19 protein-coding genes are annotated in these 18072 nt (G+C 70.2%); 15 read left to right on the top strand and 4 right to left on the bottom strand.

Features of this window, described 5'->3' with window-relative positions:
• Window positions 1–83: 83 nt before the first annotated feature.
• From BCO18175_RS22045 to BCO18175_RS21985, 13 genes are all read left to right on the top strand, one after another.
• Window positions 84–377 carry a hypothetical protein gene (locus BCO18175_RS22045; protein WP_174983957.1) on the top strand — a complete coding sequence of 98 codons (294 nt, stop codon included), beginning with the start codon at window positions 84–86 and terminating at the stop codon, window positions 375–377.
• A 354-nt stretch (window positions 378–731) separates the two neighbouring features.
• Window positions 732–914 carry a Flp family type IVb pilin gene (locus BCO18175_RS22040; protein ID WP_041493341.1) on the top strand — a complete coding sequence of 61 codons (183 nt, stop codon included), beginning with the start codon at window positions 732–734 and terminating at the stop codon, window positions 912–914.
• An 88-nt stretch (window positions 915–1002) separates the two neighbouring features.
• Window positions 1003–1476, top strand: coding sequence for an A24 family peptidase (locus tag BCO18175_RS22035; RefSeq protein ID WP_174983955.1), 474 nt, complete (start codon window positions 1003–1005; stop codon window positions 1474–1476).
• A 20-nt stretch (window positions 1477–1496) separates the two neighbouring features.
• Window positions 1497–2534, top strand: coding sequence for a Flp pilus assembly protein CpaB (gene cpaB / locus BCO18175_RS22030; protein WP_174983953.1), 1038 nt, complete (start codon window positions 1497–1499; stop codon window positions 2532–2534).
• Between the two features lie 54 nt (window positions 2535–2588).
• Entirely contained in the window at window positions 2589–3971 is a 1383-nt protein-coding gene (locus tag BCO18175_RS22025; RefSeq protein ID WP_174911110.1) for a type II and III secretion system protein family protein, read from the top strand.
• Between the two features lie 15 nt (window positions 3972–3986).
• Window positions 3987–4367, top strand: a complete 381-nt coding sequence (locus tag BCO18175_RS22020) for a CpaD family pilus assembly lipoprotein (RefSeq protein WP_174911107.1) — start codon at window positions 3987–3989, stop codon at window positions 4365–4367.
• Between the two features lie 21 nt (window positions 4368–4388).
• On the top strand, window positions 4389–5612 hold the full coding sequence (locus BCO18175_RS22015; protein ID WP_174983951.1) for an AAA family ATPase: 1224 nt from the start codon (window positions 4389–4391) through the stop codon (window positions 5610–5612).
• Window positions 5609–7045, top strand: coding sequence for a CpaF family protein (locus tag BCO18175_RS22010; protein WP_174983949.1), 1437 nt, complete (start codon window positions 5609–5611; stop codon window positions 7043–7045). Before BCO18175_RS22015 ends, BCO18175_RS22010 begins: the two co-directional genes overlap by 4 nt.
• The gene (locus tag BCO18175_RS22005) at window positions 7042–8019 is read left to right on the top strand and encodes a type II secretion system F family protein (protein ID WP_174983947.1); all 978 of its coding nucleotides are present in this window, start codon (window positions 7042–7044) and stop codon (window positions 8017–8019) included. The genes BCO18175_RS22010 and BCO18175_RS22005 overlap by 4 nt, the downstream gene beginning before the upstream one ends.
• The gene (locus tag BCO18175_RS22000) at window positions 8016–8960 is read left to right on the top strand and encodes a type II secretion system F family protein (protein WP_174983945.1); all 945 of its coding nucleotides are present in this window, start codon (window positions 8016–8018) and stop codon (window positions 8958–8960) included. Before BCO18175_RS22005 ends, BCO18175_RS22000 begins: the two co-directional genes overlap by 4 nt.
• Window positions 8957–9832, top strand: a complete 876-nt coding sequence (locus BCO18175_RS21995; protein ID WP_174983943.1) for a tetratricopeptide repeat protein — start codon at window positions 8957–8959, stop codon at window positions 9830–9832. The genes BCO18175_RS22000 and BCO18175_RS21995 overlap by 4 nt, the downstream gene beginning before the upstream one ends.
• Entirely contained in the window at window positions 9829–10257 is a 429-nt protein-coding gene (locus BCO18175_RS21990; protein ID WP_174983941.1) for a TadE/TadG family type IV pilus assembly protein, read from the top strand. Before BCO18175_RS21995 ends, BCO18175_RS21990 begins: the two co-directional genes overlap by 4 nt.
• On the top strand, window positions 10250–11290 hold the full coding sequence (locus tag BCO18175_RS21985) for a TadG family pilus assembly protein (protein ID WP_174983940.1): 1041 nt from the start codon (window positions 10250–10252) through the stop codon (window positions 11288–11290). The genes BCO18175_RS21990 and BCO18175_RS21985 overlap by 8 nt, the downstream gene beginning before the upstream one ends.
• Here the strand turns inward: BCO18175_RS21985 and BCO18175_RS21980 are convergent.
• Together BCO18175_RS21980 and BCO18175_RS21975 are read right to left on the bottom strand one after the other, a co-directional pair.
• Complete coding sequence (locus tag BCO18175_RS21980; RefSeq protein ID WP_174983937.1) at window positions 11254–12516, bottom strand: glycosyltransferase family 87 protein; 1263 nt, start codon at window positions 12514–12516, stop codon at window positions 11254–11256. The genes BCO18175_RS21985 and BCO18175_RS21980 overlap by 37 nt on opposite strands.
• Window positions 12517–12531: 15 nt before the next feature.
• Window positions 12532–13611 carry a glycosyltransferase family 2 protein gene (locus BCO18175_RS21975; RefSeq protein WP_174983935.1) on the bottom strand — a complete coding sequence of 360 codons (1080 nt, stop codon included), beginning with the start codon at window positions 13609–13611 and terminating at the stop codon, window positions 12532–12534.
• 305 nt (window positions 13612–13916) lie between these two features.
• Between BCO18175_RS21975 and BCO18175_RS21970 the strand changes: the two genes are divergently transcribed.
• The gene (locus BCO18175_RS21970) at window positions 13917–14291 is read left to right on the top strand and encodes a phage protein NinX family protein (RefSeq protein WP_174983933.1); all 375 of its coding nucleotides are present in this window, start codon (window positions 13917–13919) and stop codon (window positions 14289–14291) included.
• Window positions 14292–14313: 22 nt separating this feature from the next.
• Here the strand turns inward: BCO18175_RS21970 and BCO18175_RS21965 are convergent, their stop codons facing one another.
• Window positions 14314–15300 carry an ABC transporter substrate-binding protein gene (locus BCO18175_RS21965; protein ID WP_174983931.1) on the bottom strand — a complete coding sequence of 329 codons (987 nt, stop codon included), beginning with the start codon at window positions 15298–15300 and terminating at the stop codon, window positions 14314–14316.
• A 148-nt stretch (window positions 15301–15448) separates the two neighbouring features.
• On the bottom strand, window positions 15449–16339 hold the full coding sequence (locus BCO18175_RS21960) for a LysR family transcriptional regulator (protein WP_174983929.1): 891 nt from the start codon (window positions 16337–16339) through the stop codon (window positions 15449–15451).
• A 100-nt stretch (window positions 16340–16439) separates the two neighbouring features.
• Between BCO18175_RS21960 and BCO18175_RS21955 the strand changes: the two genes are divergently transcribed.
• Entirely contained in the window at window positions 16440–18008 is a 1569-nt protein-coding gene (locus tag BCO18175_RS21955; RefSeq protein WP_174983927.1) for an MFS transporter, read from the top strand.
• Window positions 18009–18072 lie beyond the last annotated feature (64 nt).

Here is an 18072-nt window from a genome sequence, read left to right as displayed (position 1 = left end):
CCGTTTCGTTCCATATGAACGAGAATCGCATTCACATGCATAGGACATTTATTCAGGATTCCAATCATGTCGATTGAAACCGGATGCCGAATCAGGAAATCGCCGATTGGAAAATCGCGATGGCGACGAGCATGAATTCGAGTGAGGACCGCTTGCAGGATCAGGGTGGGAAAACGGGGCCGGGTAATCGGGGAAATGTGATGCGGGCCCGCCATGATTGCCGGGACGGCCGGTCGGGCGGGGCGCGGCGGGCGCATGTGAAGCGCCCCGGCATGCCGGTAAATCGAATGGAAACGGTTCGGCTTCCGGTCGGTAAATCATGCTCCGAAACAGTCGCCATGCCTGTTCCGATACGCGAACCATTCGATGTGATGTGAGAAAAAATGACCGCAAATGAACGGAATCGCTTTCATCGTTGCACGGTGAAATCCATAAATGCATTCCGACGCCAAATAATTTGAATTCGCCTGAAAAATTGTCTATACCCTAGACGAATCAGCGCGGTTGCATCGTGCGGGGAAGCCCGCACCAGGAATGCAGGCACGCAACGACCGATGTCGTCGTTGCACACCGCGTGTTGCAGTAGTCGAGAGGATTCCGGGGGATGCGAGCGACCTTGTGCCAGGGTCGCACGCATGGATAGCAATGGGCGAATGCCCTGCGCAACCACCGGAGCAACGGAGCGTCTTTGCGTTCAACGGTCGGTCCCGACCCGTTACACGGAGGTTGCCATGCTGCAATACGTCAAGTCCCTGCTGCGTGACGAACGCGGCGTCAGCTCGCTCGAATACGCCGTGCTGGCCGGTATCGTCGTCGTCGCGCTGGCGGCGGTCGGCGTGATCCTCAGCAGCACCAGCGGCGGCTTGCCGAGCGTGTTCACGACACTGATCAACAAGGTGACGAGCCTGATCTGATCCCCTGAACCCGCGCGCCACCGACGAACACCGGGATCTGCAGCGGTAGAACGTATCCGGCCGGGGCGTGTCGACGGACGGCTCTCCCATGCTCACTCTCGTGCAGTCGGTGGCCACGGTCTTGCTGGCCTCGCTCGCCGCGCAGGATCTGCGCGACCGGCGCCTGTCCAATCGCGCGGTGCTGGCGTTCGCGGCGCTGTATTTCGTCGCGGCGGCGCTCGCGCGAGACGGGTTCGCGCCGCTGGCGGGCCATGTCGCGACCGGCGCGGCGATGCTGCTGCTGTTCGGCGGCATGCGCCACGCGGGCTGGATCGGCGGAGGCGACGTCAAGCTGGCGGCGGCGGTATTCCTGTGGGCCGGCCCGGCACTGGCGTTTCCGGTGCTGACGGGCGTCGGCGCGTGCGGTGCGTTGTGCGGCCTCGCGTTGCTGGCGTCACGGCCGCGCCACGCCGCGCAGGTTCGCGCGATTGCCGCGCGCGGCGTGCCGTACGGTGTTGCGCTCGCGCTCGGCGGCACGCTGGCCGTCTGGGCGTCGTTTCCACACACGGTTTCGCTTACCTAGCCGGGGGGACGCACGCCGCCATGCCCAAACCGCTGAGACTGGCCGTGCTCGTCGTTGCCGCCGGCATCGGTGCGTTCATCCTGCGCGAGCTGTACGTCGCCGCGTCGACGCCATCGGTGCCTGCCGAAACGGATCAGGCGCGCGTGCGGGTCGCCGCCGCCGATCTGCCGGAAGGGCTGCTGCTGCGCGACAACGATCTTGCGTGGAAACGCATGCCGCGCGCGCAGGTGCCGGCTGGCGCGTTCGTCGAGACGCAACCGGGCGCGGACTTGAAGGGTGCGCTGCTGCGCAACCACGTCGGCGCCGGCGCACCGATTCGCGTCGAGAACGTGATTCCGGCCGGCGCGCCGGATTTTCTCGCGGCCGCGTTGCAGCCCGGCATGCGCGCGATCTCGGTGCCGGTCGACGACGTGTCGGGCAATGCGGGGCTGATCCAGCCGGGCGACTTCGTCGACGTGCTGCTGACGCAGCAGATCGGCGGCTCGGCGACGTCGCCCGGCACGTTCGAAGCGGAAACGGTGGTGCGGCGCGCGCGCGTGCTGGCGGTCGGTTCCGAATTCCAGCGCGCGAAGGCGCCCGCGAGCGCACCGGACGCGACGGCCCGCGCACGCACGGTCACGCTCGAGGTCGCGCCGCGCACCGCGCAGGTCGTGCTGGTGGCGACACGCCTCGGTTCGCTGTCGCTCGCATTGCGCAGCTTCGCGACGAGCGACCGGCGGCAGCCGGCGGGCGGCGACGAGCAGGAACCCGATACGCAGCCGGTGTGGGCCGGCGACGTGTCGCGCGCGGCCCGCGAGGCCGCACGCGAGCCATCCGCCGGGCCGGAGACGGGCACGCGGCCGGCGTGGCGGAGCAATGCGGTCGTGATCTATCGCGGTTCGTCGGTCGACGACGGATCGCGTGGCGGCGGTACCGGCACGCCGGGCCTGCCACCGCTGCCGTCCGGGCTGCCGACCTGGCCGGCGATACCCGCGATGCCCACGATGCCCGCGGCGACGGGCAGCGCCAATGTCGCGGCGGACGCGACTGCGCAGCCGGCAGGAGCGGCGGCGCAGTGACGGATTGACGATTCGGGCCGGCCGCCCGGCGGCCGGCATTTGACGGGAACACGCATGGTGCGCATGGTTCGTTGGATCGCTTTCCTGGGCCTGGCCTGCGTCCTTGCGTCCGGGGCCGCGTTCGCGCAGGTCGCGCGGGCGCCGGACGCAGGCGCGGCGCTGTCGATCGCGACCGGCAAGGGAGAACTGCTGTCGCTGCCGGAGCCCGCGACCGCGATGTTCGTCGCCGATCCGGCCATCGCCGACATCCAGGTGCCGTCGCCGCGCACCGTGTTCGTGTTCGGCAAGAAGGCGGGCACGACCACGCTGATCGCGCTCGGCGCGAACCATCGCCCGATCCTGCGCAAGACGGTGATCGTGCAGGTCGACACGGCGTCGCTGCAGGGCGTGCTCGACAGCCGCTTTCCGCAGTTGAAGCTGTCGGTATCCGGTGCGCCGGGCTCGCTGATGGTGTCGGGCAAGGTACCGAGCGCGGCCGACGCGGATGCGGTGATGCAGTCGCTCACACCGTACCTGCACGACAAGGAAAAGATCGTCAACCGGCTCACGCTGTCGCGCCCGATCCAGGTGAACCTGCGCGTGCGGGTGACCGAGGTGAGCCGCAACATCACGCAGCAGCTCGGCATCAACTGGAGCTCGCTGGGCGGCGCCGGCAACTTCGTCGGCGGGCTGTTCAACGGACGCACGCTGTTCGATCCGACGAACGGCCTGTTCAACCTGTCGCCGACGGGCGCCTTCTCGGTGCTCGGCGGGTTCCGCGCGGGGCGCTGGTCGATCGACGTGGTGCTCGACGCACTCGACCAGGAGGGCCTGATCACGATGCTCGCGGAACCGAACCTCACCGCGATGTCCGGCGAGACCGCGAGCTTCCTCGCGGGCGGCGAGATTCCGATCCCGGTTGCGCAGGCCGGTTCGTCCACCGGCGCGATCACGGTCGAGTTCAAGCCGTTCGGCGTGTCGCTCGACTTCACGCCGACCGTGCTCGCCGACAACCGGATCAGCCTGAAGGTGCGGCCGGAGGTGAGCGAGGTCGACGCGAACAACAGCGTGACGACCGGCGGCGTCAAGGTCCCGGGGCTCACGGTGCGGCGTGTCGACACGACGGTCGAGCTGTCGAGCGGGCAGAGCTTCGCGATCGGCGGGCTGCTGCAGAGCCAGACGGCCGACACCGTGTCGCAGATCCCGGGGCTCGGCCGGCTGCCGATCATCGGCCGGCTGTTTTCGTCGAAGAACTTCCAGGACAACAAGACCGAGGTGGTCGTGATCGTCACGCCGTACATCGTGCAGCCGACCGGGCCCGGCCAGCTCGAACAGGCAATCGACACCGTCGCGCGGCCGAGCAGCGACCTCGAGTTCGCGGTGCAGCGCAACCTGGGGCTCGACCTGCTGTCGGGCGACACGCCGCGCCTCGTCGGCGCCGCGGGCTTCGTGTATTGAACCGGAGGAGCGCGCATGCGAACCCGATCGACCGTTGCCGCACTGCTGCCGCTGGTGCTTGCGGGCTGCCTGTCGGCGCCGCCGCCGGTCAACCTGCCCGATGCGCGTGCGATCGGCTTCGACGGCGCGCACGCGGTGCCGCCCGATTGCGCGAAGCTGATGCAGCCGTCGCATCTCGTCGACGCGGGGTTCGCGCGGCCCGGCGTGCCGTTCGGCTGCGCGACCTACTCGAACCTCGCGGCGATGCTCGCGCGGCCGGAGGATCTCGTCGCGCCGGTGCCGTACGGCGGCGCGGACGCGCAGACCGCGGCCGACGCGGTGCGCCGCTACGTCGAGGATCGCGTGAAGCAGCCGACGCCAGGCAAGACGCTGACGACCGGCTCGCCCAGCCATTGAACTGACCCGGATGCCATCACGATGCCGCCCATGAACCTCCTCGACCGCCAGCACACCCGGCGCGCCGCGTCCGCGGGCGCGGCCGATCTCGTCGCGGTCGTCTCCGATTCGGGCAGCGAGGACGTGATACGGCGCGTCACGCAGGAGCTGTCGATCGCGCGTACCCATCTGCAACTGGGCATCTGCGACGATGCGATCCGGCTGCTGCAGCAGTCCGAGCGTTCGCCGCGCCAGCTCGTCATCGACGTGTCGGATTCGGTGCTGCCGGTGTCGGACCTGATGCGGCTCGCCGACGTGTGCGACCCGTCGGTGCGCGTCATCGCGATCGGTACGCAGAACGATGTCGGGCTGTTTCGCAACCTGCTCGGCATCGGCGTGCAGGACTATATCGTCAAGCCGCTGACCGTCGAGCTGATGCGGCGTGCGCTGACGGCGACCGAATCGGTCGTGCAGGCGCGCACCGGCAAGATCGTCAGTTTCGTCGGCGCGCGCGGCGGCGTCGGCGCGACCACGATCACGGTCAGCCTCGCGCGCTTCCTGGCGGGCGAGAAGCGCCGCCGCGTGGCCTATGTCGACCTGAACCTGCATGGCGGTGGCGCGAACTCGATGTTCGGGCTGTCCAGCAACAACGGGCTGATCGAATTGCTGAACATGGGGCAGCGTCCCGACGACGCGTTGTTCGAGCGCATGTTCGTGACGAAGGGCGACCGGTTGCACGTGCTGTCCGCCGAGCTGGCGTACGGCGCCGACGCGCCGGTGGGCGACGAGGCCGTCGCGCGCCTGGTCGACATGCTGAAGGACCGCTTCCACTACGTGCTGTTCGACGTCGGGAGCGGCGCCGGCAAGCTGCTCGAGGACGCGCTCGCGGCGTCCGATCTCGTCCATGTCGTGGTCGACCGCTCGGTGCACGCCGCGTACGAAGCCGCGCGGCTCGTGCGCTTCGTGCGGGAGCTGCCCGGCGAGCGGCTGCTGTCGATGGTGCTGAACAATCCGCTCGCGCCGGTCGCGGGCCGCGTCGAGCCGGTCGATTTCGAGGACGCGTTCGGCGGCGCGAAGCTGCACGAACTGCCGCACGAGCCGCAGACGCTCGCGGTTGCCGAGAACCTTGGCGAGCCGATCGACGGCGCGAAGCGGAACGGCTTCGTGGACCAGATCCGGCAGCTCGCGAACGGCATCACCGGTGAGCCGATGGTCGTCGCCGAGCCGTGGTACGCGCGGCTCGTCAAGTGGAGGAAGGGATCGTGACGTTCGGTACCCGCAACCGGCCGCCGGCGGACCCCGTACCGGCCGCTACACCGGCCGCGACGCCCGCCGTGACGCATGAGCCCGCACCGGCTCCGGTCCCGGCCGCGGCAGACACGCCGGCGCCTGCGCCGGCTCCGGCCCGCGCGCCCGTGGCCGCGGATACCCACGAAGCGCTGATCCGGTCGAGCAAGTTCGACGCGATCCGCACCGCGGTGTTCGCGTCGATGAACATGTCGGCGGCGCTGATGAAGACGCGCGACGAAGTGCGCGCGGGCATCGAACAAGTGGCCGCGCACACGGTCGATCGCGAGCGCCTGAAGATCACGGCCGGCGAGCAGGTGCTGATCGTCGATGCGATCCTGAACGACATGTTCGGCGTCGGGCCGATCGAGCCGCTGCTCGCCGACGACACCGTCACCGACATTCTCGTCAACGGGCCCGACCAGGTCTACGTCGAGCGCGCGGGCCGGCTCGAACTCACGTCGCTGAAGTTCCGCGACGACGCGCACGTGGCGAGCGTCGCGCAGCGGATCGCGGCGGCGGTGGGGCGTCGCGTCGACGAGAGCAGCCCGATGGTCGACGCGCGGCTCGCCGATGGCAGCCGCGTGAACGTCGTGCTGCCGCCGATCGCGATGCGCGGCCCGTCGATCTCGATCCGCAAGTTCGCGAAGCGCGACATCACGCTCGCGCGGATGGCGCAGCAGGGCAACATCTCGCCTCCGATGCTGCAGGTGCTGAAGGTTGCGTGCGCGTGCCGGCTGAACATCGTGATCTCGGGCGGCACCGGCTCGGGCAAGACGACGCTGCTCAACGCGCTGTCGCAGCACATCGAGCAGCACGAACGGATCGTGACGATCGAGGATGCGGCCGAGCTGCAGTTGCTGCAGCCGCATGTCGTGAGCCTCGAAACGAGGCCGGAGAATACCGAGGGGCTCGGCGGGATCTCGCAGCGCGATCTCGTGCGCAACGCGCTGCGGATGCGGCCCGACCGCATCATCCTCGGCGAGATTCGCGGCCCCGAGGCATTCGACGTGCTGCAGGCGATGAACACGGGGCACGACGGCTCGATGACGACGATCCACGCGAATTCGCCGCGCGACGCGATCAGCCGGCTCGAGAGCATGGTCATGATGGCGAACGCGAACCTGCAGCTGCTGTCGATCCGGCGCCAGATCGCGAGCGCCGTGCACCTGTTCGTGCAGATCGAGCGGATGCGCGACGGCGTGCGGCGCGTCACGCGGATCACCGAGATCGTCGGGATGGAAGGCGAGGTGGTCATCACGCAGGACCTGTTCGCGTTCCGCCAGGAAGGCGACACGACGCGTGATTCGGTGAAGGGCGTGTTCGACGCGTCGCCGTTGCGGCCGGGATTCGCGGCGCGCGCCGCGTATTACGGCGTCGAGGATGCGCTCGCCGAGGTATTCCGGCAATGAGGGCCGCCGACCTGTTCGCGGCCGGCGCGTTCCTGATGATCCTCGCGATCGGGCTCGTGCTGTCGTCGTGGTTCGATCGCGCGAGCCACACGCCGGCCCAGCGCATCCGCGCCCGGATGCGGCGGCTGTCGCCGTCGCTGACCGGGCGCGACGGGCACGCGGCCGCCGCACCCGGTGTCGCGCTGTTCAACCTCGAGCGCCGGCAAGGCCGCCTGCGTGCGTGGCTGCAACGCCGCGTGACACGCGTGCGCGCGGTCGGCGGCAAGGGCGGCGTGAGGATCGTCGTCGCGAGCACGATCGCGGGCGCGATCGCGGCGATCGTCGCGGTGAAGCTGATCGGGCCGCCGGACTTCCTGCGTCCGCTGATCTACGCCGGGTTGCCGCTGGTCGCGATGCGCGCCAGCTACCGTGCGCTGGTCGAGCGCTTCCGGATCCGCTTTCTCGAAGCGTTCCCCGACGCGATCGACGTGATCGTGCGGGCCGTGCGCGCGGGCATTCCGGTCACGCAGGCGATCAGCATGGTCGGCGACGGCGCGGCCGAGCCGGTGCGCGCGACGTTCCGCTCGATGGGCGACAGCCTGCGGGTCGGCGCGGATCTCAAGGACGTGCTGACGCACGCGGCGGACCGGCTGATGATCGCGGACTTCTCGTTCTTCACCGTCTACCTGCTGCTGCAGCGCGAGACCGGCGGCAGTCTCGGCGAAACGCTCGACGAGCTGTCGAGCATCATCCGCACGCGCCGCGACATCCGCCTGAAGACCCGCGCGCTGACCGCCGAAGGGCGCATCACGACGAACATCATTTCGGCGGTGCCGTTCGTGATGATCGGCGCGCTGTTCGTCGTGAACCGCGACTACGTGATGCTGCTGTTCACGACGCACCCGGGGCACACGATGCTGACGATCGCGGCCGGGTTGCTGACGGTCGGCCTGCTGGTGATCCGCAAGATCTCGAAACTGGATACCGCGCGATGACGCTGTCGATACTGGCCGCCCGCGGCCTCGAGTTGCTGTTGTTGCTCGCCTGTGTCGCGGTGGCGCTCGGCACGCCCGGCGGCGGTACCCGCCAGCGGATCGCCGCGCGCGTGCGGCTGGCTGCCGGGCAGCACCCGCCGGCACCGGTGGCGGGGTGGCTGCAGCCGGGCGGCGTTCGCCTGGGCATCACGCGCCGGCTCGCGCAGCTCGGCGAACGGCTGCCGGTGCTCGACCCGATGCAGCGCGTGAAGCTTGGCCTGCAGCTGACGCGCGCGGGCTTTCGCGAGCGCCGCGCGGTGTCGGTAATGATCGGGATCAAGCTGAGCTGCGGCGTGCTGTTCGCGTGCGGTGCGATCGTGTTCAGCCCGCTGATTCCGCGCTTCGGCGAATACTTCGTGATCCGCGCGCTGGCGATGATCGCCGCGTTCGTGATCGGCGTGATCGTGCCGGAATACGTGCTCGGCGTGATGATCCGGCGGCGGCGGCGGATCATCGCCGCGTGCTTTCCCGATGCGCTCGACCTGCTGGTGATCTGCACGATGGCCGGCAACAGCCTCGCGTCGGGCATCCGGCGAGTCGCGCATGAACTGTCGCGCATCTGCGCGCCGCTCGCCGACGAGCTGACCGTGTGCGCGGACGAGCTGACGCTGAGCGGCGACGTGTCCGCGACGCTCGCGCATTTCGCGACGCGCGTCGATTTCACGTCGGCGCGCTCGCTCGCGACGACGCTGACGCAGTCGCAGCGGTTCGGCACGCCGATCACGCAGGCGCTGCGCACGCTGTCGCGCACCGAGCGCACCGAGCAGATCGTCGCGCTCGAGGAACGGGCCGCGAAGCTTGCGCCAAAGATCACGCTGCCGATGATGCTGTTCATCCTGCCGACGGTCTGCCTGATCGCGGCGGGCCCGGCGGCGATCCGCCTGCTCGAGGTATTCAGATGACACGATCCGTCGTACGCGCGTTCGCGCTCGCGGCCGTGCTGCCGGTGCTGGCCGGCTGCGGCGCGCCGGGCATCCAGACGCGGCCGGTGCTGTCGCACAAGAGCGACGACCCGCAGGCCGAATTGCGCATCGCGGACAGCGCGCTCGCCGGCGGCAACGTCGATCTCGCGTCGACGCTGTACGAGAAGGTGCTCGCGAAGCATCCCGATTCTCTCGCGGCGCGCCTGGGGCTCGGCGACGTCAACTACCGCGCGGGCGACCTGGAGCGCGCGCGGATCCTCTATGACGAGGCGCAGCGGCAGGCGCCCGCGGAGCTCGGCCCGCGGCTCGGGCTTGCGCGCGTCGCGTTGCGGCAGCGGCGTCTCGACGAAGCGGCGCAGCGCTATCGCGACCTGCTGGCCGCGCAGCCTAACCATCCGCTCGCGGCGGAAGGGCTCGGCACCGTGCTCGACCTGCAGGGGCGGCATGCGGATGCGCAGGTCGTGTATCGCGAGGCGCTGCGCGCGCACCCGGATGCGCAGGGGCTGCGCGTCGACCTCGGGCTGTCGCTCGTGCTGAGCAACCGGCCGCGCGAGGGCGTGAACGTGCTGCTCGACGTGGCCGGGCTGCCGTCCGCGCCGTGGCAGGCGCGCCAGAATCTAGCGTTCGCGTACGGCGTGCTCGGCAACACCGATTCGGCGAAGAAGCTGCTGTCGGCGGACTTGCCCGCGTCGGCGGTGGCCGACAACCTGCGCTTCTACCAGGCGGTGCGCGCGCGGCTTGCGTCGCGCGGAGGCGCAGGGGTTGCCGGAGGGGCCGGCAGCCCGCCGCCGTTGTCCGGCGCGGCGCTGGAGCCGGGCGTCGTGCCGCCGAGCGCGGGGTCCGCAAAATGACACGCGGGGCGACGAGCGCGCGCCGCGCGCGCGGCGTCGTGTCCCTCGAATTCGTGCTGATGCTGCCGTTCCTGCTGATGGTGCTGATCGGCATCATCGACACGAGCCTGATCCTGTGCGACAAGGCCGTCATCACGAACGCGAGCCGCGAGGCGGCGCGCGCCGGCGTCATGCTGCGCGTGCCGATGCTGACCACGACGCAGATCGCCAACATCGCGCAGAACGCGATGCAGAACAGCCTGATCACCGGCGGCACCGCGACGACACCGGCGGTGACCGTGACGCAGGCGAACGGCACGACGTCGGGCACCGCACTGACGGTGACCGTGACCTACACGTATTCGGGGCTCGTGCTGGGGTCCGCGTTCAGTGCGCTGACCGGCCCGGTGACGGTCTCGGCGACGTCGGTGATGCTCTATGAATGACGTGACCGCCACACAACCCGACGGCCCCGTGCGGCAGCGCGGTTCGGTCGCGCTGTTCTTCCTGCTGTTCCTGATTCCGCTGTTGTCGTTCGGCGCGCTCGCGATCGATATCGCGTGGGTGGTCACGGTGAACAACCAGTTGCAGAACGCGGCCGATGCGGCGGCGCTCGCCGGGGCCGATGCGATGATGTCGCCGAGCGGCGGTGCGGTGAACTGGTCGCAGGCCGCGCCGGCGGCGAACGGTGTGATCGCGCAGAACTCGGCGGCCGGTGCGGCGCTGTCGACCGGCACGGTGACGACCGGATACTGGAACGTGACGCGCAGCCCCGCATCCATGCAGCCGACGACCATCACGCCCGGCCAGTACGACGTGCCGGCGGTGCAGGTCACCGTGTCGCGTGCACCCGGTATAAACGGCGGCTCGATTCCGCTGCTGCTTGGCGGGCTGCTGGGGATCCCCGGTGCATCCGATAGTGCGACCGCCGTGGCGGTGCTGGCGGCGCCGGGCGGGGTCGGGGCAGGCGGGCTGTTTCCGATCGCGATCGACCAGTGCGTGTACAACCTGTACTGGAACGCGGCGACCAACCAGCCGCTGATCAATCCGCTGACGGGCCAGCCGTTTGAATTCTCGATCACGAACGGCCAGGTCTACGGCCTGCTGTGCATGGGCGGGCAGTGGACGTCGTTCCAGTCGACCGCGACCGACACGACGACGATGGGCGGCCTGATGGCGACCGGCAATCCGACGACGCTCAGTATCGGCGACAGCATCAATCTCGCGACCGGCGTGAAGGCGACCCTCTATACGTCGGTACCGGTCGGCACGACAGTAGTGCTGCCGGTCGTCACGCAGACCTCGACCAGCACCACCGTGCCGATCGTCGCGTTCGCGCCGTTTCATATCGACGTGTCGCTGGGCGGCACATACAAGTACGTCCAGGGCCACTTCGTCGCCGGCTGGAAGATGACGGGCGTCGCGACCGGCGTCGGGCCGTACTACGGCGTATACGTGCCGCCGCGGCTCGCGTTTTGAGTGCCCGGGCCGGCGCGGCGCAGCAGAACGAGCAGCGTGAACAGCGTCACGGCCGGGCCGATTTGCGGCCATTGCAGCCACGGGTTCAGGTATTCGACGGCCGGCAGCAGCCACATGAGCGCGATCGCGGTCTGCTCGCCGCGCAGCCAGCCGTCCTGCCAGCCGATCGCCAGCATGCACGCGATCGCGATGCCGAGCCAGGCGAGCTCGTAGTGCCACACGTACGGGTTTGCCGCGAGCGTCGCGACTGCCAGCACCGCCGCGCGCAGGCGGACGTCGCGCGAGCGCGTCCACACGAGGCAGGCGACGGCGATCGCCAGCGCCGCGATGCACGCTTGCGCGGCATATGCGACGGTGGGCGGCAGGCCCGCGAGTCGGAAGGCGGCAAACGGCGCCGGCGACACGAGCCAGAACACCACGCCTTGCTCGAGGAGGAGTGTCCGCGCGAGCGCCGTGCCGGCGACGAACAGGTGTAGCGACTCGACGCCGCAGATCAGGACGCTCAACGCGGCGAATGCGGTGGTGGCGAGCGCGGCCCATGCGATCGTGCGCCATGCGCGAGTGGCGACCAGCACGAACGGGAACAGCAGTGCCAGTTGCGGCTTGGCCGAGAGCAGGCCGATGCAGAGGCCTGCCCACATCGGCCGACGGTCCGCCCAGCAGACGGCCAGCGCCGCGCACGACGCGGTCAGGAACGCGTTCTGCCCGAACAGTCCGGTGACGAACACGCACGGGGCCGCGACCAGTGCGAACCCGCCGATGCGCGATGCACCGGGGAGCGCGCCGAGGCCCGATGCGCGCGACGCGGCGAACCCGAACACGGCGACGCCGAACGCGACGAACAGCGGATAGCCGACCGCATAGGGCAGCAGCGCCAGCGGCGTCACGAGCAGCAGGTTGGTGGGCGGGTACAGCCACGCGACGAGGTCGTCGCGGCGGAACTGCGGGAACAGTTCGGCTGCCAGCCGCGAGAAGGTCGGCAAATCGTACGCTTGCCACGGCGCGCCGTGCAGCATCACGTACGACGCCGACCAGAACACCGCGTAGTCGGGGCCCGGGCGCGACAGCGCGGTGGCGGGCGCGTGACGGACGACGGTGACCCAGATCGCGACGAACAGCGCATAGCACGCGAGCGCTGCCGCGCTGTACGCCGCGACGCGCCGGGGTGTCAGCCATGCGCGGACGGGCTGGTCCGCCGATCGTATCGATTGCCGGATGAGATCCATGCGTCGTGTGCGCGGTTACTTGACGGACGCTTTGCGCGCAGCACCGTGGCCGGCGGCCGCGGGCGGCGCCGCGCGGCGGCGGGCCGCGTGCGCGCGCTTGAGCGGAAACTGCAGCAGCTTCGACGCCGGATGCGCGGCGGCGTCCCGCTGCGCTTGATAGCGCCGCCGCACGAGATAGACCGGGCGCTGCTTCGACTCGTGATAGATGCGGCCGAGGTATTCGCCGATCACGCCGATGCCGATCAGCTGGATGCCGCCGACGAACAGCATCACGGAGATCAGCGATGCGTAGCCGTGCACGGGGTTGCCGAACAGCAGCGTGCGCATCACGATGAACGCGCCGTAGATGAACGACAGCGCCGCGAACGCGAGGCCGATGTAGGTCCACACGCGCAGCGGCACGGTGCTGAAGCTCGTGATGCCTTCCAGCGCGAAGTTCCAGCGCCGCCATCCGGAGAATTTGGAGCGGCCGCCGCTGCGTGGCGCACGTGTGTATTCGATGATCTCGGTGCGATAACCGACCCACGCGAACAGGCCTTTCATGAAGCGCCGCCGCTCGGGGAGCGCGCGCAGCGCGTCGACGACCTGGCGGTCCATCAGCCGGAAATCGCCGACGTTCTCGGGCATCTCGACTTCGGAGAGGCGGTTGTGCACACGGTAGTAGAGCGCGGCGGCCACGCGCTGCATCAGCGGGTCGCACATGCGGTCGGTGCGCTTCGCGGCGACGACCTCGGCGCCGGCGAGCCAGCGTTCGACCATCGCGGGGATCAGCGCGGGCGGGTCCTGCAGGTCGGCGTCGATCAGGATCACCGCGGTGCCGGCGGCTTCATCGAGGCCGGCGGTGAGCGCGGCTTCCTTGCCGAAGCGCCGGGTGAGATCGACGATGCGCACGCGCGAGTCGCCGGCTGCGACGTCGATCAGCCTGCCCAGCGTATCGTCGCGGCTGCCGTCGTTGACGCAGACGATCTCGAAACGGACTGCATCGATCGATTCGAGGATGGGCAGCGTGGCTGCGAAGAATGCGTCGATTGCTTCGTCCTCGTCGTGGAACGGCACGACGAGCGAGACCAGTGGCTTTCTGGCATGCACGGACATACGTCCCCCGAGAGATCCGGCCTGCGCTGCACCGTATGGATCCGGTTGTCGTCCGCTGCAGGCCGGACGACAGGTGTTCCGATCCATTGTAGGCAGGATTCGGGGATTCGTAACACGAATTGATGCAGGCGCGACGCAGCGGCCGGGCCGCGACGGTTGGCCGCTCCGCGCGGAAGGAGCAGGCGTCGCGCTTCAGCAGTAGGGCCGGCGCGACGGCACGGTGCCGCGGCATCGTCGGAGACTGCAACGGACGCGTGTGCAACGGTTAGCATGTCGACTTGACGACGACGGTGACGGAGACAGTCATGCAAGTCCAGGATCTGACAGGCGCGCCGCTGGATTACTGGGTCGCGGTTGCCGTTGGCCATGACGCCCCGCGCGCCGATGCATCCGGGTGCACGTCGATTCGCGCGGCGGGCGGTGCGTCGGCTCCGTTCGCGCCGTCGACATCGTGGACGGACGGCGGCCCGATCGTCGAGCGCTTGCCGTTCGCCGCATTCGAGCGCGACGGCGGGCGCGGCCCGTGGCGGGCCGTGCTGTACCGGGCCGTGCCCGCTGCAGGCGAGCGCTGCACGTTCAACCAGTCGGGCCCGACGCTGCTGGTCGCCGCGATGCGCACGCTCGTCGCTTCTACTTTTGGCGACGACGTGCCGGACCTCGATATGGCGCGGCCGCGCTGAGCGCCGCCACGCGCGTCATCGTTCAGGCAGACACATTGCGGATCGCGATCGCGCCGACATCGACGCGCCGCGGCAGGATCGCGTCGGCTGCCGCGCGGTCGGCGACACGCTGCAGCGCGTCGATGTCGGTGCCGCTGAGGCTGCGCTGCGCGAGTGCGGCCCGGCGCGTGATGTCGGTGGCCGCGTCGGGCGGCAGGCGAGTGAGCGACGCATAGACGCTCGCATAGTCGGCCGGGTGCGCGAGCGCCCATTGGCCCGCGCGGGCGAGCCGTGCCAGCACGTCCGCGAGCGCCGCGCGCTTCGCGCGATCGTCGAGCGTTTCGACCGGCGACGTGAGGAACGCCAGCCCGGAATTGATGCCGCTGCCGTCGCGGACGATGCGTGCGCCGCGCCGTACCGCATGCCCGTAGTACGGGTCGAACGTCGCCCAGATGCCGATCCGCTTCGCCTCGAACGCGGCGAACGCATCGACGGGCAGCACGAAGCGCACGTCGACGTCACTCGGCGCGAGGCCGTGTTCGCGGAGCGCGCCGTACAACTGGTACTGCGAGATGCTGCCGCGCGCGGACGACACGACGACGGTTTGCCCTTTCAGGTCGGCGACGGTGCGGACCGGCGAATCGGGCTGCACGACGATGCCGAGCGACGCCGGCGAGCCGACGCGTGTCGCGACGATCCGCAACGACGGGTCGCCGAGCGCGGCCGTCAGCACCGGCAGGTCGCCGGCCGGTGCGAGATCGATCGCGCCCGCGCGCTGCGCCTCGAACAGCGGCGCGGCACCCTGGAAGTTGGCCCAGCGGAACCGGTAACGCGTACCGTCGAGCACGCGCGCGGCTTCGGCGAGCGCGCGCAAGCCGCCGGCCTGGTCGCCGAGCACGAGCGTGACGCCCGACAGGTCGGCGCCGGCCGCATCGGCGGGCCCTGCGATGCCGCCGGCGAGCGGCGCGGCGGCGAGGGCGGCAAGACGTTGCAGCACGCGGCGGCGCGCCGGAGCGGAGGATGGGTTCATCGGCGGGGTGTCCTCGGTGATCCGCGCACGGGCGGCGCGGCTGCCGGGCAGGTTACGGAATCGGTTTCCGGCCGACAAACATCGAATCGTGCAATGCATATTCGCGTGGCGACCGCCGGCATGGCCGAGATCGCCGCACGCGGGCGTTTCATGCGGGGTCTTGCGCGGCCGATGAAACCGTCCGCAGGAACGCGCGCACCGCCGGCGCCTTTTCGAAGCGCCGATGCGCGAGCGCCAGTTCCGACGTGATCGGCTTGCCGGCGATCGGCCGGTACACGACGCCCGGCAGCGACACGCAGCCGGCGAGCGCATCGGGAATCACCGCGACCCAGCCGTTCACGGATACGCACGCGAGCACCGCGAGCAGGCCGCCCGGGCGGGCGGCGATCAGCGGCGCGAAACGGCCGCGGCGCGCGACTTCGAGCGTGCCGCGCTCCTGTTCGGGTACCGCGAAGCGCGCGTCGGCGAGGTCGGCCGCGCGAAGGGCGGCCATCGATGCGTAGCGCGAACCGGCCGGCACGGCCGCGACGAACACGTCGCGCTGCAGCGTGACGATCCGCAGGCCGCCGGGCAGCGGCAGCGGCGGGCGCACGTACGCGAGGTCGAGCCGGCCCGTGTCGAGCTGGTTCGCGACGTCGTCCATCGGCACTTCGCGCAGGTTCAGCTCGATGCGCGGGTGCGCGTCACGAAACGCGCCGACGGTGCGCTGCAGCGTGCCCGAATAGACGGCCGACGACACATAGCCGATCTCGATCCGGCCGAGCTCGCCGCGCTCGGCCAGCGCGGCGAGTTCGCGGCCGCGCTGCAGGTGCTCGACCGCGGCGCTCGCCTCGGCGAGATAGGCCTCGCCGGCCGCGCTCAGCGTGACCGCGCGGCGCGACCGGTGAAAGAGGCGCACGCCGAGCACGCGTTCGGCCTCCTGGATCTGCCGCGTGAGCGCGGGCGGCGCCATGTCGAGCGCTTCGGCCGCACGGGCGAAGTGCAGGTGTTGCGCGACGCTCAGAAACGCGCGCACGTGACGGAATTCGAGCCGGTCCATGATTGCAATTTTCGTCAATAAAACAGCATCGGAGTATCAATGACAGGCAATACTGGCCAAGCCTAGCATACGGTTCGTTCATCCTGTTCCGGAGTAGCCGATGTCCCAGTCTTCACCGGCGTCGCGCGCGGGCGCGGCTGCCACCCCGCGCCCGGGCGCCCGCATGCCTGCCGCCGCGACGCTCGCCGTCGCGTCCGCGACCTGCTCGCTGATCGTGCTCGACACGAACGTCGTCGCCGTGTCGCTGCCGAGCATCGCGCGCAGTTTCCACGCGAGCTTCGCCGATATCGAATGGGTCGTGAGCGCGTACATGACCGCGTTCGCCGCGTGCCTGCTGCCGGCCGGCGGGCTCGCCGACCGGTTCGGGCGCAAGCGGATGCTCTTCACGGGGCTCGCGCTGTTCTTTCTCGCGTCGCTCGGCTGCGGCGTCGCGCCGTCGGCCGGCTGGCTGATCGCCGCGCGGGCGGTGAAGGGCGGCGGCGCCGCGCTGCTGCTGACGGCCGCGCTCGCGGTGATCGCGAACCGTTTTCCGGAAGGGCGCGAACGGGCGCGCGCGTGGGCGATCTGGGGCATGTGCATGGGGATCGCGACGGCCATCGCGCCGCTCGTCGGCGGCGCGATCACGCAATGGATCGGCTGGCGCTGGGTGTTCCTGCTGAACCTGCCCGTCTGCCTGCTGCTCGCGGCCGGTGCGCGCGTGGCGATCGACGAGTCGCGCGATCCGCACGCGAAGCGCGTGGACGCGGCCGGCAGCCTGCTGTTCGGTGCGGCGCTCGCGTGCGCGATCGCGGCGCTGATCGGCGCGCCGTCGCACGGCTGGCTGTCGGCCGCGACGCTCGGCCGGCTCGCGCTCGCCGCCGCGCTGTTCGCGGCGTTCATCGGCGCGGAGCGCTGGCAGGCGCGGCCGATGATCGATCTCGCGCTGTTCCGCCAGCCGCGCTTCGTCGGCGCCGTGCTCGCGATGTTCGGCTATGCGGCGTGCGCGCAGGTGATGATGACGTTCCTGCCGCTGTACCTGCAGAACGCGTTCGGGATGTCGGCGATCGACGCGGGGCTCGGGATGCTGCCGTTCGCGTTCGCGATGATCGCCGGGCCCTCGCTCGGCGCGGCGCTGGCCGCGCGCGTGTCGTCCGGCGGCGTGCTCGCGGGCGGGCTCGCGCTGATCGGCGCGGGCAACCTCGCGACCGCGGCGCTGACGGCCAGCGGCGACTACCGGCTCGTCGCGCTCGGCATGTTCGTGACGGGGTGCGGCGCGGGGATCATGAACGGCGACACGCAGAAGGCGATCATGGCGTGCGTGCCGCCGAACCGCACGGGCATGGCGTCGGGCATCAGCACGACGACGCGCTTCTCGGCGATCGTGACGGCCGTCGGCGTGCTCGGCGCGGTGCTGGCGGCGAGCACGCATGCGCGGCTCGACCGGCTGCTGTCTGCCGCGCCCGGCCTGCGCGCGTTCGCCGATGCTTCGTTCATGTCGAGCCTGCTGGCCGGCGACCTGGCGCGGGCGCTCGAGCGGGTGCCGCCGTCGGCCGCCGGTGCGCTCGCGCAGGCGGCGCCCGTCGCGTTCGCGAGCGGGTTCGCCAATGCGCTGACGGTGAGCGGCGTGCTCGCGCTGGTCGCGGCCGTCGTCGCCTACAAGTTGCTTGCGCAACCGATGCGCGACGCGTAGCGCGGCATCCCGGTGTGCGGTCGCGCATGGCGCATGCCTGCAATCGGGCCGGCTGCGAACGCGA

The sequence above is a fragment of the Burkholderia lata genome (genome assembly GCF_902499335.1).
In the GTDB taxonomy this organism is placed as follows: domain Bacteria; phylum Pseudomonadota; class Gammaproteobacteria; order Burkholderiales; family Burkholderiaceae; genus Burkholderia; species Burkholderia lata_B.
Note: the sequence above shows the minus strand (reverse complement) of the source record. Positions and strands in the feature narration are given on the sequence as shown.